The 22710-nt window shown below is 47.4% G+C and carries 16 protein-coding genes; 3 read left to right on the plus strand and 13 right to left on the minus strand.

The genetic code is table 11. The features are described from left to right. Window positions 1-24: 24 nt before the first annotated feature. From NFR55_RS03485 to NFR55_RS03510, 6 genes are read right to left on the minus strand one after another with little or no spacing between them, the layout of a single operon-like run. Complete coding sequence (locus NFR55_RS03485) at window positions 25-1881, minus strand: hypothetical protein (RefSeq protein ID WP_251546275.1); 1857 nt, start codon at window positions 1879-1881, stop codon at window positions 25-27. 10 nt (window positions 1882-1891) lie between these two features. Continuing rightward, on the minus strand, window positions 1892-3709 hold the full coding sequence (locus tag NFR55_RS03490; RefSeq protein ID WP_251546277.1) for a hypothetical protein: 1818 nt from the start codon (window positions 3707-3709) through the stop codon (window positions 1892-1894). Window positions 3710-3722: 13 nt separating this feature from the next. After that, window positions 3723-4622 carry a carbohydrate ABC transporter permease gene (locus NFR55_RS03495; RefSeq protein ID WP_251546279.1) on the minus strand — a complete coding sequence of 300 codons (900 nt, stop codon included), beginning with the start codon at window positions 4620-4622 and terminating at the stop codon, window positions 3723-3725. Window positions 4623-4628: 6 nt separating this feature from the next. Further along, window positions 4629-5606, minus strand: coding sequence for a carbohydrate ABC transporter permease (locus NFR55_RS03500; RefSeq protein WP_251546281.1), 978 nt, complete (start codon window positions 5604-5606; stop codon window positions 4629-4631). A 16-nt stretch (window positions 5607-5622) separates the two neighbouring features. After that, window positions 5623-7062 (minus strand): ABC transporter substrate-binding protein, encoded by a 1440-nt coding sequence (locus tag NFR55_RS03505; protein ID WP_251546283.1) that lies wholly within the window; start codon window positions 7060-7062, stop codon window positions 5623-5625. Between the two features lie 14 nt (window positions 7063-7076). Continuing rightward, window positions 7077-8297, minus strand: coding sequence for an SGNH/GDSL hydrolase family protein (locus NFR55_RS03510; RefSeq protein ID WP_251546285.1), 1221 nt, complete (start codon window positions 8295-8297; stop codon window positions 7077-7079). A 150-nt stretch (window positions 8298-8447) separates the two neighbouring features. Between NFR55_RS03510 and NFR55_RS03515 the strand changes: the two genes are divergently transcribed. The 3 genes from NFR55_RS03515 (at window position 8448) to NFR55_RS03525 (ending at window position 12895) form a co-directional block, all read left to right on the plus strand. Next, window positions 8448-9236 (plus strand): AraC family transcriptional regulator, encoded by a 789-nt coding sequence (locus NFR55_RS03515; protein ID WP_251546287.1) that lies wholly within the window; start codon window positions 8448-8450, stop codon window positions 9234-9236. A 115-nt stretch (window positions 9237-9351) separates the two neighbouring features. Further along, complete coding sequence (locus NFR55_RS03520) at window positions 9352-9924, plus strand: RpiB/LacA/LacB family sugar-phosphate isomerase (RefSeq protein WP_251546289.1); 573 nt, start codon at window positions 9352-9354, stop codon at window positions 9922-9924. 115 nt (window positions 9925-10039) lie between these two features. Then, a complete protein-coding gene (locus NFR55_RS03525) occupies window positions 10040-12895 on the plus strand; it encodes a hypothetical protein (protein WP_251546291.1) in 2856 nt (951 codons plus the stop codon). 251 nt (window positions 12896-13146) lie between these two features. Here the strand turns inward: NFR55_RS03525 and NFR55_RS03530 are convergent, their stop codons facing one another. The 7 genes from NFR55_RS03530 to NFR55_RS03560 all read right to left on the minus strand — a co-directional run bounded on the left by NFR55_RS03530 (window position 13147) and on the right by NFR55_RS03560 (window position 22693). Beyond that, entirely contained in the window at window positions 13147-14232 is a 1086-nt protein-coding gene (locus NFR55_RS03530; RefSeq protein ID WP_251546293.1) for a hypothetical protein, read from the minus strand. Between the two features lie 116 nt (window positions 14233-14348). Further along, complete coding sequence (locus tag NFR55_RS03535) at window positions 14349-15809, minus strand: recombinase family protein (RefSeq protein WP_275556906.1); 1461 nt, start codon at window positions 15807-15809, stop codon at window positions 14349-14351. Next, entirely contained in the window at window positions 15796-17418 is a 1623-nt protein-coding gene (locus NFR55_RS03540; protein WP_251546297.1) for a recombinase family protein, read from the minus strand. The genes NFR55_RS03535 and NFR55_RS03540 overlap by 14 nt, the downstream gene beginning before the upstream one ends. 557 nt (window positions 17419-17975) lie before the next feature. Continuing rightward, entirely contained in the window at window positions 17976-18170 is a 195-nt protein-coding gene (locus NFR55_RS03545; protein ID WP_251546299.1) for a hypothetical protein, read from the minus strand. A 37-nt stretch (window positions 18171-18207) separates the two neighbouring features. Further along, on the minus strand, window positions 18208-19356 hold the full coding sequence (locus tag NFR55_RS03550; RefSeq protein ID WP_251546301.1) for a relaxase/mobilization nuclease domain-containing protein: 1149 nt from the start codon (window positions 19354-19356) through the stop codon (window positions 18208-18210). Next, entirely contained in the window at window positions 19356-19673 is a 318-nt protein-coding gene (locus NFR55_RS03555; protein WP_420851538.1) for a plasmid mobilization protein, read from the minus strand. The genes NFR55_RS03550 and NFR55_RS03555 overlap by 1 nt, the downstream gene beginning before the upstream one ends. Window positions 19674-20140: 467 nt before the next feature. Continuing rightward, entirely contained in the window at window positions 20141-22693 is a 2553-nt protein-coding gene (locus NFR55_RS03560) for a hypothetical protein (RefSeq protein ID WP_251546302.1), read from the minus strand. Between the last annotated feature and the right edge of the window lie 17 nt (window positions 22694-22710).

The raw sequence follows: 22710 nt of genomic DNA on the forward strand, positions 1-22710 counted from the left end.
TTTATGCCCGCGGCAATCTCCTGCTTAATACCCGTATGAATAACTCAGTCTGCCTATGGGGGCGCAGTCGCCCGATACGTAGTAGTCGTTGAAATCCTCGGGGTGCTGTAAATTGTCGCACGCCTTGATTTTCAGGTGGCAAGAGTCGGCGGTAACGCCGAGAACCGAAAGCGGTATCGAATAAACTATCACGTTGCCGTGCACCTTGTATTCGGCTTCGCCCGCGCTCTCCCAACTGTAGCCGCCCTTGCTTTTTTCTATGCTTGTTTTGCCGCTTGCGCTCGGCGAGCGGTTTATAATAAACTGCCAATCGCCGAACTTTTCGCCCTCTCCGTCGGTGCCGAGCAAAAGAGTCATCCAATTTTTATCGGAGCCGTTGTATTCGGTTATTTCTTCGCCCGCCACTTTCACGTATACGTAAAGGTTTTGCGCGTTGTGCACCACCTTAACGTCGGTAATATCGTTGCGGTTGCTGTTATCTACGTACGCGTGCGCCTCGCCTATCGCGTTTTTGCCGTCGCGGGCAAGAGCGTCGCCCGCAAAGTCGCGGTAATGCGCTTTAACTCCCTTCCACTGCGACAGCGCGGAGTCGGCTATGTTTATGTTGAGCTTTTGGTAGGTGTAGTGCTTGGGCTCGGTGAGCTTGTATTTGCGTATGTTGCGAGTCATTTGGTAGAAAAAGTTATCGCCGCACGCGCCCTTGCTCATCTCCACGTCGCGCCCGTACTCCTCGTTGTACACGTCTACAAATCCCGCGCCGTTGGGCTGTTTTATCGCCATCCATTCGTTCCAACCGCATAAAAGCACGTTTTCCACCGTTTTGCCCCGCGCCTCGTAATCGAACACCGTTTTCCACTGGCTTTCGAAATTCTGCCCCTCGGCAAAGTTCTTGTTGAGCCTTTTGGTAGTGTGGTCGTAGCCGCGGCTGCTGTGCGGATGTTGGAAACTGAACGAGCACCGTTGCGGGTCGTGCTGTGCAACCGACACGCTCATTGCCTTGAGTTCGGGGTGGATTTCCTGCGGATAGTTCCAAGTCATCCACGGAAGCGCGTTTTCGTGCTTGATTTCGCCCTGCGGCCACTGCGACTCGCGAACGTCGAAACGCTCGTAAATATCTTCGAACACAGAGTATTTGTAGCTCTGTCCGGGGCGTTGGTCGCTCGCGTTGCGGTTATCTTCGGTTATGGTAACTATCATGGGCGAGCCGTTGGGCGCAAACCAAATATCGTCGTACTTGTCGGTTATGTAAAAATCGTTGTATATCTTTTTCGCCGTGTTGCCCGCGTCCGAATTTGTGTAAAACATGGCTTTGGGCACGTTAAAGCCCTGTTCGTGATACTTTAAGAGGGTGTCGAGCACGAGCGTTGCAACCTCTTTGTAAGTAACCGCGTTTGTCGTGTCGAAACAAAGGTAATCCATGCCCGCCGCGGTTAGAAGCTCTATGTGCCGCGTTACCACCCACTCGTCGCGCATGTTGTAGTAGCCGAAAAGCGGTTCGGAACAAAAATGAAACTCGCCCGTTTTTGAAAGCTCGCTGTCGTCGAGCGACTCGACCGCCGCTCTGCCCTCCTCGGTTTGAAGGAGTTTTTCTATATCGTATATAGCCGTTTGCTGCATGGTGTGCTGCCCGAGCCACAGCGAGTACCATATGCCCACGTATTTGTTGCCGCTACGGTATCCGTCCGCTTCGGCTATGTATCTGCCGAGCGCGTCCGTGCCCACCGTATTGAGCGCGGTGTACTGCTCGGGCGTGAGCTTTCTTCTATCGAGCGAACGCTCCACAGTAGCTGTTCCGTCGCCGTCCGACGGTTTTTTGTTGTCGCATGCCGCCATGGTAAAACACATCACCCCCGCAAGTAGTATTATTAAAAGTTTTTTCATATTCTCCTCCTTAGTACCCGTAACTGTACGCGAAGCGGCCTATGGGCGCGCTGTCGCCCGATACGTAGTAATCGGTTATATCGTCGTAATGCGTAACGTTGTCCGCCGCCTTTATGCGCACGTAGCAGTTTTCTTCGCTCAATCCAAGCGCGGAAAGCGGTATGCGGTAGAGTATCACGTTGTTTTGCACCGCGTAATCGGCTTCGCCCGCGCTCGCCCAATCGTAGCCGCCCTTGCTCCGCTCTATGCTCGTTTTGCCGCTTGCGTTCGGCGAGCGGTTAATTACGTAGTTAAACCCCGCAAAGGAGTTTTCAACGCCGTCCTCCGTCTTAATAAGCAGGTTCATCCAATTTTTATCCGTGCCGTTGTATTTCGTGATATCTTCCGCGGTTTCCACGCGCACGTACAAATTTGCGGAGTCGTGCGTTACGTGAACGCTCACTATATCGTTGCGGTTGCTGTGGTCTACGTAGCGCGTTGTGCGGAAAGCGTCTTCGAAATCGCGTTCGAGCGCGTCGCCCGCCATATCGCGATATTCGCTCTTTACCTCCGCCCACGCCTCGCGAGAAAAGGAATCGAGAGCCATGGTATGGGTTCGGTACTCGTAATGCTTTGCCTCGGTGTACTTATACTTGCGGGTGTTGGTAAGAGTTTGAATTACAAAGTTGTCTTCGTAGCCGCCCTTCATGGGCTCTATATCGCGCGAATACTCCTCGCTGAACGTATCTACGAAAAACGCGTCGTTGCCGTCGTCCAACTTTTGAGCCATCCACTCGTTAAAGCCCGTAAGCAACACTTGATTTACGTACTTGCCTTTGCCGCTTGCGTTATTCTCGTGCACCGTTTTCCACTGCCCTTCGTAGTTTGTGCCCAAACTCGAATTTGCCGTATAGTTGCGCAGTTTATTCCAATCGTAGCCGCGCCCGTAGTTGGTGCGCTTGCCGTAGCTCATCTTCGCGCCGGGGTGCTGTGCGAGCGACACGCTCATCATGCCGTTGTAGTTCTTTTGCGGATAGCACCAATTCATCCAGGGAAAGCCCGTTTCCAAATTTTCGGGCGTGGTGGTGTCGGGCCACTGCGACTCGCGGAAATCGAAAAACTCGGTGCGCAACTCCTCGTAAAGCGCGGGATTGCTGCAAGTTATCGCGCTTACGCCTATTATGAGCGGCTTGCCGTTGGGCGCGTACCACAGTTCTTTGTACCGCTCGGACTCGTAATACTTAGAGTACAGTTTGAGTATCATGTTGCCCGAGCCGGTGTTTGTGTAAAACGTAACTTTGGGCACTTTGAAACCCTGCAAGCGGTACTTTTCGAGTATTTCGAAAATTTTATCCGCCTCTTTATCATAGGCTACGCTGTTGGTGTAGTCGTACACCAAAAAGTCTATATCCATAGCCATCATAAGCTCTATGTGACGAGTTATCACCCACGGGTCGTCGGAGCAGTAATAGCCGTAGAGCGGTTCGCCCCACCAATGGAACGCCTTCTTGTTTACCTCGAGGTAATCGGGCCCGAGGTAGTCGGGGTTCTCTTTGAGTATTTCGGTTATATCGAGCACCTGCCCCGCCGTTTCGTGCGCGCCGTGCCACGTGTGATAAAACACGCCCACGTCGTTGCCGTTGTATAAGTCGCCCGCCGCCGCTTCCCTGCCCTCGCGGTCGGTTGCCGTAAGGTTCGCGCGGGTATACTCGAACGCGTCGAGGTTGCGCTCGTCGGCTACGCGCGTTATAATCGGCGTTTGCGGGTCGTCGGTTTTGCACGCGTTTGCAAACGCGAACGTAAACGCCATTGTCGCGGCAAGTATTATTACGGATATTTTTTTGCGCATGGATATCTCCTTTTTAACCTTTGAGTCCGCCCATGGTTACGCCCTCTATGAGCTGCCGTTGGAAAATGCCGAACAGTATCGTGGGTATCACCGACATAAACACCGCGCCCGCCATAAGCACGTTTATCTTAGTGCCCGACGAGTTGTCGGTAATGAAATTGTAGAGTATAAGCGCAAGCGTTTTGGGCGAGTCCGCCGCGGTGAGATACACCAAAGGTCCGTAATAGTCGCCCCAATACGCGAGAAACACCTGCACCATTACGTACACCAAAACGGGCTTGCAAAGCGGCAACACTATGCGCATATATCGCGTGAATGCGTTCGCGCCGTCTATCTTTGCCGCGTTCTCGAGCTCGGCGGGTATGCCGCGCATGAACTGCACTATCAGGAATATGTACACCGCGCCGCCGCCGAACAGGTTGGGAACGGTAAAGGGCAGTACTGTATTGAGAAAGCCTATCTTGCTGAAAATTATGTACAGCGGCAACTGCGTTACGGCCGCGGGTAACATCATAGTGCCAAGCATTATGGCGAACATCGCGCTCCTGCCCTTCCATTTGAGCTTTGCGAACGAGTAGCCGATAAGCGTTGCCGAAAAGGGCACCGCCACAAGGTTAAACAGGATTATAATCATAGTCCAAATAAAACCTTTGGCGTATCCGCCCGTATCGAACACGGTAACGTAGTTTATAAATTGCGGGGTTTTGGGGAAATAGCTTCCGTACGGGCTGTCTACCTCCTCGGCGGTCATAAGACTTTTGAGTATCATGTGAAGATACGGGAACAGCAATATCGCGGCTATAACTATCATGAGCGCGTATATCGCCGCCTGCAAACATCTCTTTTTTACGCGGGCGCGTTTTCTCTGCGCCTCGAGGCGGTCAAGCTCGCTCGAATTTGCGGTGAATGTCATCTTCGCTCAGCCCTCCTCTCCGTAAAACACCCATTTGCTCGTTTTGAACAGCACGGCGGTTATCGCGCCTATCACGGCAAGCATAAACCAAGCGAGCGCGGCGGCGTATCCGCGAGCGGCGGGAATTTTGAACGACGTGTTGTAAATCTTAACGCCGAGCATATACAGCGACTGCCCGTCGCTTCCCCGTCCCGGCAGAGGTCCGCCCGAGTACATGAGCGTGCCCGTATACTGAATAGAACCTATAACCGACATTATGAGGTTATAAAATATCATGGGCGTAGACATGGGAATGGTGATGAGCAAAAATTTCTTTACCCTGCCCGCGCCCTCTATATCCGCGGCTTCGTACAATCCCTTGTCGATATTCTTAAACGCAGAGAGCCACAGGAGCATGCCGCCGCCCGCGCCCCACAGGTTGATGAAAAACAGCGAGGCTATCGCGCTCGGTCCCTCGCCCGCAAACCACCGCGACGGACTCATGCCGAACAGCACGAGCACTTTGTTGAGTATGCCCTGCGTGGCGGGATTAGCGGTAAAGCGCATGAGGTCGGACCACAGCAGCGCGGAGGCTACTGCGGGTATCATGCAAGGCAGATAGTAGAGTATGCGGAATACCTTTACGCCCTTTACCATGCTGTTGTTTACGAGCGCGGCGAGCATATAAGAAACCACAAGCCCGAGCGGCACGCTCACAACCACGTAATAAAAGGTGTTTAAGAGCACTATGCCCATTTCGCGGCTGTCTACGGTGAACATTCTTATATAGTTGTCGAAGCCGCGCCATTGCCATATGTTTATGCAGTTGGTGCTCCAAAGCGAAATATACAGCGAATAGCCCACGGGTATGAGAGTAAACACAAGCAGTCCCACGGTGAGCGGCATGTTAAACAGCCAGCCCGTGTAATTGTCTTTGAGGAACTTGCGCACCCCGTCTTTCTTTTTTGCGAGAAGCCGTCCGCTTCCCGTTCGCGTATCGTTCATCTGCTCTCCGTACTTTTTAATACTCTATCATTGCGTCGCGTATATCTCTTACAGCCGTGTTTATTATGGCGTTTAAGTCGGTGTTCTTTTGCCCATTGCTCGCGTCGGTGAAAAGCTGTTTCACGGCGCGTTCCATGCCCGCTTTCGCCGAGTATATAGTGCGCTCGAAGAAATTGGTTGCGAGTTTGTATTCCGAGCCGAATGTGTAAGCCGCAAGGTTGAGCGAGCTGTATTTTTGACCCCAGTTCGCTATCGCGGGGTCGGAAAGGTCTTTGCGGATAGAGGCGAGGTTAAGCCCGTTGAGAGCCATTCTCTGCTGTCCGTACTCGCTGAGCATAAAGCTCAAGAACGCCCAGGCAAGGTCTTGTTGCTCGCTCTTCGCGTTTATGGAGTATCCCGCAACGCCCGCGCCTATCTTGGGCGAGTCGTTGTCTTTAATGAGCGGGAAAGAAACGAGGTCCATTTTGTTTTTGAGCGCAAGCCTGTCGGCGTAGAGCGAAACCGAAGCCGACTGAAAGAGCATCGCGCTGTGCCCGTCGTCGAACGAGCCGGTAGTAGCCACGGTGGAGTCGTTTATGTATCTTTTATCCACCATTTCTTTTATCATGTTCAGGCAGGTGCGCGTAGCTTCGCTGTCTATGATTATTTCGCCGCTTTGGTTCAACACGTCGCCGCCGTAAGACACAAGCATGGGATAGCACACGCTCAGCCACGACGTAAGGTTTGCGTCTATCACGTAGTCGTTTTGTTTGCCGTTTTTGTCCATGTAGTCGCGGACTTTGGCGCACACCTCCATAAAGTCAGTCCACGACCAGCCGTTGACAACCTTGCTCATATCCACTTTCGCGGCGTTAAGTATTTCGGTGTTTATAAAGGTTACAACGGTGTCGCAACTGCGCGGCGCAACGTAGCACTTTTCGCTCGCCGTAGCCATATCGAAAAACTCGGTGTAAAAATCTTCGGAGTAGTCGAACGCTTGGGGCTCACCGTCGCCGTTAAGATATGCGGGAAGCGTTTCCGCCTTTTCGCTCGCGGCGAAAAAGGGCTTTAAGTTGAGATACGTTCCCGAGTCTATCATATCGTAAAACGCGGGCGAGTTGTTCCACACTATATCGCCGAGAGTGCCCGCGAGCTGATTTTGCGCAACCTCGTTGGCGTAGTTGTCTACCGATATGTAGCTTATGTTTACGTCCACGTTGGGAAAGAGCGTTTTGAAAGTTATTACGTCCTCGTCGACGCTCTCAATTAGGCACTCTATCATGCTCGTTTCGTTCTTGTTGCCGCCCGGCACCATTATCTCGAGCTCTCCGTGCACGTTCTTGTTGATATTTACGGTTATCGAGTCGGGGTCTTTATCGACGGGCGGGTCTACCGGCGTTGTTTCGCAAGCGGCGAACGCAAACAGCGAAAGGCACAACACCGCCGAAAGCACAAACGTAGCAATTCTCTTTTTCATTTTTTCACCTCTGTTTAATATTCGATAAGCGCGGACAGTATGTTCATGGTATACAGTCTGCTGCTGTAATCGTTTACGTGATTTATGCCGTTGCCCGTTACGTCTACGTACTTTTTGGCGTTAAGCAAAGTAAGCCCCGGATTATACATATCGAGAGTGTACGAGCGGCAGTCTTTTTTGGCGGCAAGGTCGTCAAGCTTTCTCCAATACTGCGAAAACAGTTTGGAGTCGTAGCTCACGGGATTTGCGGGAAAGGCTTTAATGAGCATAAACTCGCAATCGGGCAGTTCCGCCAACACGCCCGAAACTATGGCTTCCATGTTGTCGTAATACGAGCCCGCGGTTACGCTCGCACCGTTGTCGTTTATACCGAAATGTATCATTACCATATCGGGTTCGGCGGCTATTATCTTGTTTACCTGAGACGCCGCCGCGCCCCAATCCGATTTCATTCCGCCCACAGCCAAGTTTTCCGCAGTTACGTTGCCGTCGTATTTGCGCTCAAGTCCGTCGGCAACCTGCGTTACCCAATTATCCATAAACGGCGCGTGGTTGAAATGCCCGCTCGACGAGCACCCCTCGGCAACGCTGTCGCCTATCGCCGCGAGTTTCACGTCGTCGCCCGCTTTGAGCTTTGCTTTGAGTTTGGGAAAGCCCGACTTTGCGTAAGAGGCGAATTCTTCGGTTTTCAGGTCGGATACGTCGTAAACGTAACTGACCGAAATCTGATGCCCGTAGAAAAGCGGGCTTTCGGTATATATCGCGCTTCCCATTCGCACGTAGTCGGTGAGCACGTTTTCCACTTTGGAAACCTCGCGAAACGGCTCGGGGATATCGTTGCCCTTTAAGTTCTCGGCGGTGAGAAAAGGAAGCGCCGACCCCTTTTTTGCCGTTATCACGTTGCCCGTAACCGTAAAGTCGGAAGCGGAATATTCTTTTTCCCAAGTGTAATCGCGCACCGAAAGAATTTTTACGGGCGCATACTGCAACTTGCCGCTTATCGCGCCTTTGTCCTCAACGAGCAACACCGTTTCGTTGTAAATCACGTTGCCCTTGAAATACGGCGCGGTCATTTCGTCGAAATCGAATTTGTATTCTGCTTGCTCGGGCTCTACGTAGAGCGGAAACTGCGACAAGTCGGGCTCGGTCTTGCCGCCGTTCTGCGAAGAATTATCGCAAGCAAAGCAACACGCGGTCATAACAATCGCAAATAAGCACGAGAGTATCTTCTTCATTTTGCCCCTCCGAAAAAGTTTATCTTTTCAAACTCATTATAAATCCATTTTCTTTGTTTTACAATGGCAAAAGCACGGATTTTATTGCACTTTTTACAGTTTATTTGCACGCGCTTGACATATCGCGCCGTATTGTGCGATAATACCGCTATGGCTAACCCATTTCTTACCACGAATTTGCGGCTCACCGAAACCGACTACACCACAATCGGCAACAATTGGAGCTATCTCGCAACCTATTTTCCTTATTACCGCATATATTACATAACAAGCGGCAGTGCGAAGATGTTTTTGTTCGACGAAACCTTGGAGCTAAAGCCGCGTCATTTATACTTTATTCCCGCCTACTCCATTACGGGCGCGGAGTGCAACGACTCCATGTCGCACTACTGGATGCACTTTAATCTCGATGCCACCACCGCGAGTTATCTCACCATATACAAGCCGCTGCATTGTCTGCCCGCCTCGCAAGAAGACGAAACGGTCTTTCGGCTTATAAAAGAAAATTTCGAAAAATCCGACAACGGCAACGACTCGCCGCGCACACTCGCGTGCGTAAGTCTTGCCAAATACCTGTTTTCCAAATTTTTGCCGAGCGAAAGCATTTCAGCCGAAGCCGCAAACTTTTTGCCCGTACTCGAATACATAGACGGACACCTAACCGAAAAGATAACCAACGCGCAACTGAGCGACATTATGTGCCTTAACGAAACGTATTTTTCAAACGTGTTTTCCAAGCAGTTCGGCGTTTCGCCCAAGCAATACGTTTTGCAAAAGCGGATAGGCGCGGCGGCAAACATGCTTATAGAAACCGACAAAACGGTAAAAGAAATAGCGTTTCGCTTCGGATACGAAAATGAAATGTATTTCAACCGCATGTTTCGAAAGCTCGCGGGCACACCGCCGGGAGAATATCGCCGCCGCTTTCGAAGCAAATAGACCGTAACCTGTAATTTATACACTAAAATCTAAAATTTTTACATTGACACGGCGCGAATAAAGTTTTATAATTAAAGCAGCATTTAACCTATAAAAAACAGGGAGAACAATGAACATGAAAACAGTTAAAGACAAACAACTGCTCGTAGGCGCGGATTTCGCGGGCTTCCCTCTCAAAGAAGCGGTGTGCGAGCACCTTCGCAAAAAGGGCTGGACCATAACCGACGTGGGCGTAAAAGCCGACAGCAATCCCGCCGACACCGACCTTATGTTTCACCGCGTGGGACTGCGCGTAGGCTCCATGATAGCCGAAAAGGAATTCGAGCGCGCGCTCATATTCTGCGGCACGGGCATGGGCATACACATTGCGGCTTCCAAGTGCCCGCACGTGCACGCGGGAGTTGTGGAAAGCGTTCCCGCCGCGCTTCGCGCAATCACGGGCAACGGCGTAAACGTGCTTGCCATGGGCGCGTTTTACGTAGCTCCCGCCATGGGTTGCGATATAGCCGACGCGTACTTAAACGCAGAGCTCGGGAGCGGTTACGAATGGTGGCACAATTTTTACGAGTTCCACAAGCTCGCCATAGACGAACTCGAAGCGTTCGACTACTCCGAATACAAGAAGAACGGTTTCAAAGTGAAAAAACTCGGGGATTTCGACCTCAAGCTCGAAACCAAACCCGAATAAGCGAATTACCGATAAAGTCATATTACGATAGCGCAAAATTTTTCTTGCGCTATTCGTTTTTTAGTGGTACAATTAAGCGGTGGATTACCGCAAATACATAAAGGAAACAACAACATTGAAAACTATAGACAAACTTATAAACGACCTGTCGAATCCCGAATACGTTCGCGATTTCCGCCCCGTTCCGTTTTGGAGTTGGAACGACAAACTCGAACCCGAAAGGCTGGTTAAACAGCTCGAATGGATGAACGACTGCGGCATAGGCGGATTTTTCATGCACGCGAGGGGCGGACTCATTACCGAGTATCTCGGCGAAGAGTGGATGGAGTGTTGCGACGCGTGCTGCGACAAAGCCGCGGAGCTGGGCATGGACGCGTACATGTACGACGAAAACGGTTGGCCGAGCGGATTTGCGGGCGGCAAACTGCTCGAGGACGAAAACAACCGCGACCAATGGCTTTCTTACGAAATCGGCGATTTCGACCCCGACTCGTTCGTAAGCTACAAGATAGAGAAAAAATCGCTCGTTCGCGCCGACAAAGCAGAAAAGGGTAAGCGTTATCTCAACGTATACCGCCACATAGCGGTATCCACCGCCGACATATTAAATCCCGAAGTTGTGGAAAAGTTCCTCGACCTCACCCACCGCGCGTACAAAGCGCGTTACGGCAAAGACTTCGCCAAAAAGATAAAGGGCTTTTTCACCGACGAGCCGCAATATTTCCGTTGGCACACCGCTTACACCCCCATGATTGAAAAGTATTTCCGCGAGCAACTGAAAGAGGACCTTTTGGACTCGCTCGGACTGCTGTTCGCCGAAAAAGAGGGTTACGAGGCGTTCCGCTATAAATACTGGAAGGGCATGCAGTCGCTCATGCTCAAAAACTTCGCCGAAAAAATATACGACTTTTGCGAGGAGAACGGCGTTAAACTCACCGGCCATTACGTGGAGGAACATTCTCTCGGCGGTCAGATGTGGTGTTGCGGCGGCGTTATGCCCTTTTACGCGTACGAACACATTCCCGGCATAGACTGGCTCGGGCGCGGACTCCCCGGCGAACGCGCGGTAAAGCAGGTGTGCAGCGTTGCGGCGCAGACCGGCAAAAACCGCATACTCACCGAGTCTTTCGCCTGTTGCGGCTGGGACGTAAATCCCCGCGAACTCAAAAAGATATACGATTATCAGTGCCTGGGCGGCGTTAACGTGCTGTGCCACCACCTGCTCCCCGTGAGCGAATACGGGCAGCGCAAACGCGACTACCCCCAACACTACACCCCGCTCAATCCCTGGATAAAGTTGCATTTCAAACGCTTTAACGAAAACTACACCCGCCTCGGCGCACTGCTCGGCAACAGCGTCGAAGAGGTTAACGTGTGCTTGCTTTCGCCCATATCGAGCGGCTACATAGACTACAAACGCGAAGAGCGTTGCGAGGAGTTCGACGCTCTCGAGCGCAGTTTCCACAACGAAACCGAAATGCTCGGCAGCGAACACATTCCCCACCACTACGTAGACGAAACTTTGCTCGCGCAAATGGGTAAAGCGCAAAACGGCAAACTGATATGCGGCGAATGCGCTTACGACTATCTCATTCTGCCCTCTATGAAAAACATGGCGAAAACCACCTGCGAGCTTATAGAGAAATTCACGGCGAGCGGCGGAAAACTGCTTATGCTCGGCAACGAGCCTACGTTACTCGAGGGCGTAAAGCACAAATTCGGCTTTAAGTCAAACTGCACGCTCGAGCAGATAAAGGCGGTTCAGCCCTACAGAATAGACAACCCCGAGCTTCGTTCGAGCATGCGGGTATGCGAAGCGGGCAAATTCGTATACGTGATTAACTCCACCGACAAAGAGCAAAAGTTCACGCTCAAAACGGCGGACGCCAAAAGCGTGCGCATTTTAAGCACCGATACTCTCACCGTAACCGAGCCGCTTCCGCTCTCGCGCTCTCTGCGCCCCCTGCAAAGCGCGATACTCTTCCCCTCGAGCGAAGAGCCCGTAGCCGAAAAGGAAACGCCGGTAATAAAACTTTCGGGCGTTCAGCGCATGGTAAAGCGCACTCCCAACACCTTCATGATAGACTCCGCACGCATAGCGCGGGAGGGCGAAGATTTCGGCGAAAACTTGCCGCTCGTGAAAATATTCTCGCAACTTTTGGACGAACGCTACAAGAGCAAGCTCAAACTCAAATACGAGTTTGAAACCGACGCTATTCCCGCCGACCTAAAGCTCGTTGCCGAAGATATGAACACGCTCAAAATCGAACTGAACGGCGCGGAGATACGCAAAGAGAACGCGCTCGAAGACGAGCCGCACACCTTTGTTTACAACGCCGCAAAGCTCGTTAAAAAGGGCAAAAACGAAATAGTTATAACTCTCGATTACTACCAAAGCGACAGCGTATACTACGCGCTTTTCGGCGAAGGAGTCACCGAAAGCCTGAGAAACTGCATGGTATACAACACCGCGCTCGAAAGCGTTTATCTTATCGGCGATTTCGGAGTTTATCCCGTAAACCTGCGCGGCGGCATGACCGATAACACCGCCGTAGCCGACGGCTTCGTGCTCGGCGCGCCCAAAACCGAAATACGCGATTTCCTCACCGACGGACTCGCCACCTTTGCGGGCAGCGTAACTCTCGAGAGCGAAATAGATATGGGCGACGGCAACCGTCTGCTCGAAATAGGCGGCAGATGGCAGACCGCAACCGTTGAAATGAACGGCAAAACTCAAGACTTACTGTTCGACACCGCCGCCGACGTATCGGGCATGGCGCATGGCGGAGTAAACACCGTGCGAGTAACGCTCACCACCTCGCTCCGCAATCTTTTGGGACCTCATCACTTTGCGCCCGACGACGAACCCGTAGCCATAGGACCCGGCGAATTCGACTTTGCGGGACAATGGCAAAACGGCGAATGCGCTCTCTTCCGCCCCACCTATTCCCTCGTAAAAACAAAGTTTTAACGACTCTTTCGCAAAAAATCATGAAAAAAAGAGCAGCCCGATAGGGATTACATAAACGTAAATGACCGAGCGCAAGACATGCAAAAAGGGCGCAAGACGCGCCCTTATATGCTGTTTGTCTACACTACACGAAATGAACCCCTATCCATTCCATATAAAATCGACTTATGGACACTGTTTCCGCAAGCATATTGTAATTATATCAAATTTAACTATGTATAGCAACTTTTTATTCAAACAAATCTTTTTATCTATCCTATAATATGCATAATCCATTCTGCAAGTTGTTTGGTTAAATCAGCATAATCTTTCCATTTTAATATTTGTTTTTGAGCTATATCAAAATGCGGTTTAGTTGCCACTTGTTTATAATAACAATTTTTGTCAAACTCACAAGAAAAATCTTTTTGCTCCCAAACATCTTGCCGACACGTTATAATAACTTCTTTTCCCAATCCTTGCGCATAACCCGCCTCATAATATGCTCCAAAATTAGGCTGTGTTATATCCATAATCATAAATCGCGTTTCTTTTATTAGACGTAACATTTCCGGAACAATTTGATGATTGTGCACTACCTCATCCATTAAAAGTGATGAGTATTGCGCATCCTCTATTCCCTGCTTGATTGATTTTCTTATAGCATTTGCCGATTTATGAAAAGACATCGCCACAAACACTTCTTTATTTGTCACATGAGTCTTTTGCAAATAATAAACTTGTGCCAAGCCTTTGGGGGTAAGCATAATGTGCAAAAAAGTCTTTGAGGACATCATACTCGATTTGATATTATCCCAATCATCAACCGATATATAATTTAGTTCAATTAAAGCTTCTATTAAGAATTCAATTTGCTGTTGCGCAACTATATCTTCATCTACTTCTTCTGAACAATCTTTTATATGCACAAAGAATAAGGCTTTTGCCTTGCTAAAACTAACACTTATCGTATCACCATCATAACGCGACAAGTCTTTAATTTTCAATATAACTTTGTCAATCTTCTCATCAATCGTTTTAGGATACCAACTTTCAATATCAGCAACTGCTAAAAATTTAGCCTTTGAATGGGAAACATCTTTTTTATATGAATTAAATCTTGCTTCTTGCCCCAAGAAAAAAGGATATTCCGTGCGTTGATTATAAAACATATAAATTGAAGTCTTTTCCGCATCATAAGGGTTTCCTATATATTTAACATCAAAAAGCAAAGGATTGTAAAGCGGCGCGATATAGCAGCCACATATTGGGCAATGCAAAACACGCAATTCCTTATTACCATTTTCTTGATAATCACTACATGTCCTATTGCACATAATACAATTGTGCTCTGCCATATTTAATGTCACTCCTCTTTGAAATACATAATTTTATTATACAATATATTGTCATAAATTGCAACCCTCTATCTAATACAAAAACAATTCCGAGCCGTTCCCCGACTCGGAATTATTTATAAGTTTTCTTCTATTTGCATCCCGCCTTTGAAAGTAATGATTATTTTGCCCTCGCTCATCACCCGTATGTATTCAACCATTTTACGTAGAATCAATTCGTCGGGTAAATCGAAGATGTTGTCTATATTTTCAAACCGTTTCTTCAAACGTTCTATTTCGGCGTTCACTTTTTCGCTCGATGCTATTACCGCTTTTGCGGTTTCAAGTTGCCCGCGAAGCGCAGTTATCTTTTTCTGTATGGTTTGTATATCCGCCTTATACCGTTCCCTATCGCCCTCGGTAGACGCCATAATCGCAACGTAGCTTTTCATCGTTTCGGTCAATGCCTTTATTTCCTGTTCTATTGCCCCGACGTTCAACACCTCGTCATCGCCCGTTACTGCATAAGACAGTCCCGCCATAATCAAATCCATTGCGTCCTTTTGTTCCGTAACTTTCCGCATAGCTCTGTGGATTGCATCGTATAGCTTTGTTTCTTCAACGCTAATCGAATGCGGGCAAAATTCCGTTCCATGTTCCAATCTGCTCATACAACGCCACATCTTTTTGCTTTTACCGTTTTTCGCCCACGTCCTGCGCCTATAAGCGCTGCCGCATTCACCGCATATCAACAAATCCGTTAAGGCAAATTTGCCGCTGTGCTTTCCTTTGCCCGTGATACTCTTATCGGACTTTACCCGTTTATTGCTGCGTCTTGCCATTTCCATTTGAACGAGTTTGAACATATCTTTCTCTATAATGGCGGGGTGATTGTTCACCACCAAATATTTCGCCATTTCTCCGCGATTCTTTTTTACTTTCTTCGTCAAGCAATTTTCGGTAAACGTCTTTTGCAAAAGCATATCTCCCGTGTATCGCTCGTTGGTAAGAATATTTTGTATGGCGTGTTTTTCCCAAACGGAATTACCGCGCGCAGTCTTTATGTGCCGATCTTCCAAATATGCCTTGATTTGGTCTAAGCTGTTGCCGTCCAAAAACAAATTGTATATTTCTCTTATGATTTCGGCTTCCTCCGGCACGATTTCGGGTTCGCCGTTCTCTCCCTTTTTATAACCCAAAATGTTATACCGAAACGCAAACGTACCCGATTTCATTCGCTGTTGTATGCCCCATCGCACATTCGCGCTTATGTTCTCGCTCTCCGCCTGCGCCATAACGCTATGGAAGCCTATAAGCATTTCGCTGTCGGTTTTCAGCGAGTCTATATTCTGTTCTTCAAAATATACGCCTATTCCCTGCGCCTTTAACTGCCGCACGTAATTCAAACTGTCCACCGTATTACGCGCAAACCGCGCTACGGATTTCGTGAGTATTAGGTCTATTTTCCCTTTGCGGCAGTCGCGTATCATTCGCAGAAAATCCGGGCGCTTCTTTGCCATAGTACCCGTGATACCTTCGTCTGCGTAATTACCGTATGGGGAACAGTTTCTACGCCGTTTCGGTCTACAAAATAGAATTTATATCTACCTTATAAACCAGTTGAATTACACGCGGCTCGCCGTTAGGCGTAAATTTCTCGCCTATGATAATCCGATCGAATAGTTCGAGTACCATTTCGCGCGTTATAACGGTAACGTCCAAATACTTTTTGATTCGGCTCATAAAGTCGTCGATATTCTCGCGCATGTCCTTTGCCTGTTTCAAGCCGGCTTCCAAATCCGCGACTACCTTTTGCAACGTCGCTTGCTCGGCAGTATATCGATCGATAAACTTCACACAAAGTTCTTCGGGCATTTTACCCAATAGTTTATCTTCGTATGCCTTGCTCATCAAGCCGTCCAAGGTAGCGATTCTCGCCTTTTTCGCTTGTATCGACTTAACCGCCTCTTTATCCGATTGTTTCGCAAGCAGAGCGTTGCGTTCGATAAACCTTTGGCGAATTCTATCCTCGTCCTCGGCTACGATCTTTGCTTTCGAGCGTATATCTTCGAGAATGATTTTATCTATCACTTCCCCGTTGATATAATGGCTCGTGCATTTGTCCACGCCGAATCGATTTCTTCTACCGCATTCATACGTCACGATAACTTTACGCCTTTTGCCGCTTGCCGTCCTATGATACTCCATAGCGCAACCGCACGTCGAACACCGCATGATTCCCGAAAGCGGCGGCGTAACCCGCTCTTTCGTCATCTTGCCTTTACTTGCCGCCGTTTCTACTTCCTTTACCTTATCCCAAAGCTCACGGCTTATAATCGGCTCGTGATTATTCGGAATTACGACTTGTTCTTCCTGCGGAACTTTTACGACTTTCTTGTTCTTATAGGAAATGTGCTTGACTTTCTGCTGTACCAAATCTCCCACATAAAGCGGTTGTGCCAAAATGATTTTCACCGACGCGGCGGACCATAGATTCCATTTCGAACGAGTATATTGCTTGCCGAACTTTCTTTCCGCATACACGGCGGGAGACGGAACTCCCGCCGCTTGCAAATCAAGCGCTATCTTATACGGACTTTCGCCTTGAGCACGTCGTTCGAAAATATGTCGCACAACTTGCGCCGCTTCTTCGTCTATAATCGGCGTATGGCACTTATCTTCTGCCCTTGTGTAACCGTACGGAGCTTTCGACGCCAAATACTTCCCGGCTTGCGCACACGACGCTCTGACGGCGCGAATCTTTTTGCTCGTATTTGCGGAATGCCATTCATTGAACACATTCATGATCGGAAGCATATCCATTGCGGAAGTATCTTTACTTTCCGTATCGACTCTATCTTCTATGGCTATAAACCGTATTCCGAACGATGGAAACACATAATCGATATATTGCCCGACAAGAATATAATTTCTGCCGAAACGGGATAAGTCTTTTACGACAATCGTATTGATCTCTCCCGCTTTCGCGTCGTCGAGCAACCATTTGATTCCCGGTCGCTCGAAATTCGTGCCGCTGTAGCCGTCGTCGACATAGACGTCTTTGATTTGCCAACCTTTCTCTTTAACGTACTTGGTAACCAATATCTTTTGGTTTTCGATAGACAGCGATTCGCCCGCGCGTTCGTCGTCTCTGCTGAGTCTTACATAAATTCCTACTATGTAGTTTTTGTTTTGCTTAGGTCCCATGTTTTACCTCCCGAACCAAAGCAATTTTTTCACTTGCTTATATTCTATCATATTTACCTCTTAAATTCAAGCGGATCATGCGATGTGCGCTCCTTTAATTTTTCTATCATCGTACATTTCCGCATACGCCGCATTTTCCGCTATCCTTATTATAGTATCGTGGATGTTTTTATTCCCGGTATAATAGCTTTCTACCAAATAGCTCGTCCCGTTTAGATTCATAGTCGCACTCGTTTTCGGTGCGGACAAATAATCCGTACTATCTCCCTGTTTATGATTTCTCGCCACTTTCCCTCCAAAATTTCTTTACAAATAATTTCTGTTTTTCATATTCGATTTCCTCCGTGTTCTATGCACGTATCTTAACACAGAAATGAGACATATTTTTCTGTGTTATCCGTTCTATAAGACGCTTCGCATAAAATTATGCAAAACGCCTTACACTCGGAATTACTATGGTTTTCCATATTAAAATGCCGTGAATACTCTTTCAATCCTTTGCTCTTTCATATTCCTATGGACATATTCTTCACGGTCGATTTCTTATATTACTTTAATTAAATTGCCAAGATGATTATGGCAACGGTTTGTATGAGCAACATTATCGGCGTTGCCCAAAAGAAGAATTTACGAAAGCCGCGCTCGTAATGTATGTCATCTTTTACATGGACTATCTCTTGTTCGGCGGCTTTTACTTTCTCGGTAATCGCGGCAGCACGTGCGTTTACTTTTTCTATTGTGTCATTTGTCATGTCGTTAATCCGTTTTGTTAAAACCTTTGCCGCCTCGTCAGTCGCCTTTGCTGTAGCTGTTCTTACTTCGGTTTGTATCTGCTCCGTCAGATTCTTCAGCTCTCGAACATTCTCCTTTATGCTCGTCTGCATATTCTCGGACTGCTGCCGCATTCTGCCGAGCAAGCTCTCGTTTTCTTCTTTCTGATTCCATTCGAGCTCGTTCACGCTCAATCTTACGTTCTTCACTTGCCGCGTCAGTTCCTCGATTCGCGCATTCTGCTCCGAAACTAATTTGTTGCATTTCGCGTTCGATACAGTCAAGGCTTTGTACAATAGCCCTTCCCGCGCTTCCGCGGTGAGTAGATCTATTTGCTCGCACAATGCCTGTGCCGGAAGATTGTCCGACAAATCCACCGCTTCGTTCTCGTCCGTTATTTTCCGTGGACTTAATCCCGTTATTTTGTTCTCCAAGTTTTCCTAATACCTCGCTTTTTGTATAATTTGTTCCGAGCTTTGCCCCTCGGATAGGCTTTTGTTTTTGCGGATGTAGATAGGAATAATCTTTACCGCTTCGTGTTATCTCGACGCCGTAGCACGCTTTGAGATAGTCTTTGAACTCTTGCTCGTTATGAGATTTCCCGATAGCTTCAACAATGACTTCTCGCAATTCCTCTTTCCAAGACACGCCGCCGTTGAGTATAATCTTTCTTTCTGCGGCGGTACGACTGTTCTTGCCGCGTTTACGAAAGTCTGTTTCGGTATAGCCGTGTTCTTTACCCAAACGATTCACTTCATCTTTCATTGAAACGTAATCTTTGGGGCCGAACTGTAACTTCTTGCCCGTAAGCGGATCCACGGCGTTTACGATTATATGACTGTGAACCGTATTGGTATCCGTATGCGTGGCTAATACGCATTCGTAATCTCCAAACAGCTTTTCCGCAACTTCTTCCGCAAACTTATGTGCTTCTTGTGGAGTAAGGTTATCTTGCCGCGCACACGACAGCTTGAAATGATAATACTTGCGCTCGTTATATCCTTTGCCTTTTCCGTACATAGCCGCTGTTTCTTCGAACTGCTTGGCGTAGTCCTCATCCTCGAATAGATTCCTTACAGATACTATTTCCGCTTTATTCGGGTTTGTTATGTACCCGATAGCAGATTGCGGTTTTGCTTTTCCGGCACTGCATTTAAGAAGCGGCATTACGCACCGCCCATAGCAATAGAATTTTTACGGTATAAATTTTTGAGTTCTCCAATGCAGTCATTTAACTCTCGTTCCGTTTCTATGCCGTAATAATTATTCCTTACCGCTTGATTGAGATTGTTTCCTTGCCGTTTCAGTTCAGTCAAAATTTCGCCGGCGTTCTCGATTACGGTGATAGGCTTGTCCTTAATCGCCCTTATTATAAACTCGGTCATAGTAAGTCCGCTTTGTTTTATCTTCTCATCAATGATTTGTCTTTCTTTGTCCGTTGCCCTGAATGTATAAGCAAACGGTCTTGTTCTGTTACCTATAATTTTCCCTCCTTGTTCGTTCCGTTTATCTGGGGTATTAGGGGCTTGCCCCTAACGAGGCAACGACTTGTCGGCGGGTATTTGGCAAGCCAAATACGTTCCTCGCTATTACCGACAGACACAGTTTTCACTTCTAATATTTAATTGTCGTTTACCGTTATTTTAAGGCTTACGGCTACGCCTTGTTTTTTGTTTGCTTGTTCCTCCTTGAAAATCTATTTGCTATATGCTTTGTTCAAGCAATATAAAAGCCCGACCGTTGTTCACAGTCGAGCCGTATTCGCGTTCTGTTCGTTCGCGTCCTATTACGCCGATTAGAGAATTATTTATGTGTACCAAATTGCCACAGTTTTTTCTGTAAAATAGCCTTAATTCAACCTAAATTGAGCCGTTTTAGGTAATTTAACGTAGTTATTGCCGCAGGTTGTGGCACAAATAGTACCACTTTCGTATCAGCTCATTCTCATTTTTCAGAACTTTTTTGCAAATTTTTGACCGTATAGAGAATACTCGCCATTGGGATCTTCCACTACCTTGATAATAAATCTATCGTATAGTTCGGTAAGAAGATCCGAAAACATAGGGTGATTTATAAGCGCTGCATATATATGCCAATCGGAAGCGCTGTTCTTTTCGTAATGCCGCAGCACAAGAATAAACACGTTCTCATTTGTCAACCATTTGGAAACTTGTTTATCTCGCTCCGTTTTCTCATTGAAAATCCTTTCGTATATAACTTCACGTTCGTGCTCGTCCGCAGAGCGAAGCGCCATATACAGCTGATTTATGCTTGCTTTATACTCATCGATTATCTCGACAATCCTATCCTTGTGTCTATATTCCGTTGCGTTACCAGAAGCAATATTATATGACAAGCTCATAGAAATAGGAATCGTTAAATTGAATTGCTCTCTTCCTTTGCGAAACTGCACTTTATTTACGAGCTTGTATATGTAATCCATCGCGGTATTGTAAAAAGCATATTGCTTGTCTTTCGCATTTTCGTCTATCTCCCGAAAGAATATAGGCGCGGGATCGTTGTACTTTTTACGTAGGGCATTAAGCTCCGTACCGACATTCACATTGTCGTAGGCGCGTTTGGCTTTGTCTATTTCCAATCCCGAAAGAACGGCAAGCTTACAAACGTCCTCATAGATAGGAAGTATATCTGGCACACTTGCACCATTATTGAGTTTATCCCAAATAAGGCTGTTGAGCTTTTGCGATAAATTAACGATTTCGCCGATTTTATTTTCGCTTGTCTTGTGGTCGAGTTCCGAAAGCGCGTTACTCGCTTCGCCTACAGACGCTATACTACAAACGGGAACTTTGAAAAAGTCATTATACTTCTCCGCCGCTTCAACTAACAACTTATCGTCCGTAATGAGCATTGTATCTGAATCGTAGTCACAACCGTTTAGCCGTTGCTGTATGTTTTCGTTTATAGCGTTTACGCAGACAATGTTCTCTCCCAAATCAAAGTAATTCCAAATATCTCCGTCGAGATTGTTTTCAACGAGATAGATGTTTCCCATAGTTATATGCGGCGAACGAGCGCACAATAGCTTTGTGCCGTTCTCGAATCTTTCACAGCGAATCTGTCCGTGCTTTAATTCGCTTGTAATTTCTTCGCCCGCAATATATTTTAACAGCTCCGCGCCGTTACCAAACAGAGTAGCGTTCGTGCCATTCAAAAGAATATGTCCGCGCCTTAATCTTTCTTTTAAGCTCCCGACCACGTCGTCACGGAAGTTGGCATACAGCTCGGTTTCGTCAAAATGCGGGCACTTATGCATCAAAGTAAAAATAACGTCGGCACGTTCGGCAAGTCCGTTGAGATTCTCCGATTCCTCATCCTTTTCCCTTGCAAAAGCATCGGTGAAATGATAGCGCATAAAATCTATATCTTTACGAATAAGAGAAATATAGTTTATGCTCGGTTGCAGTAGCTGTTCGGCTTGTTGTTCGTTTAATCCAAGAGTATTCAACAGTTGATAACTGCTCTGTACTAATCTTCCGCCGAAATATCTTGTACGTTTATCCCATTTGACTACGCCGAATGTGCTGTTTACGCTCTCTGCCCATTGGCGAAAATTCTTTTCGTTAAGCGCGCCAACAAATTTAAGATATTTTAGGCTGTTAGGCGTTGTTACCATTACAATTTGACTTATGTCCATTGCAAGCGTGATAAAGCCACGCGCTTTTAGATCGGCGAGAGTAATGTTTTTGACGCGCATCCATTTTTGAAGTTTTGTCTTAAAGGCGCACGATTTGAAAAACTTATTTCGCAAAAGTAGCATATGCTTATCCGCGTAATTACCTACGAACAAGCTCTCATCTAAAAGGCTTTCTCCGTCCCAAATGTCGTTACAGATTTGCGTTTGTTTCGTTTGAGCGGTCAATTTACCGTCCTGCATTTCTACGGAAACAACTTCATCTGTAAATATGCTTTTATAGTCAGGAACGAAAAGGATACCGTTGAGAGGAATGTTTATTATGCCTTTAATGGAAGAAAGCGACAAAGCTCTATACGATTCCCACGAAGCCAGATCGCTTTTCGGTTTCAGCCCGCACTCGCTCCATTTCGTCATGTGTTTATATAACCGCTCGTCTATGAATAAGCAAGTGCCTTCGCGCGAACTTCCCGCACTACGCTTATATCTGACATAGTGAATACCGTTCACGTTAAAACCGTTGGTATAAAAGTATTTTCGCAGTTGTTTGACTTTTATAGGTTTGCCGTTCTCCGGCTTATATGTATAATTAAACTTCACATTGACAACGGCGAGGGTATAGCTATTATTATGTTCGTCCACAAAGGCAAACTTCTTACGGCAAATTCGAGTATACACCTTTTCGAGCTCAATGCTATCCAACGAATAATCCAATTTGTTTTTGAATAACCAAAAATAGGCGTCGCTTTTTATATCAGGCAACTTGTACCCGACAGCAACGCCGTTTTCTTGTTCGTGTTTGTATATATCCGCCGCCTCAACGGAGATTATTCTATAGCCCTTTTGCATAAGGAAATTATACCATA

It is taken from the genome of Pumilibacter intestinalis (genome assembly GCF_943193005.1).
Classification (GTDB): Bacteria; Bacillota; Clostridia; order Christensenellales; family Pumilibacteraceae; genus Pumilibacter; species Pumilibacter intestinalis.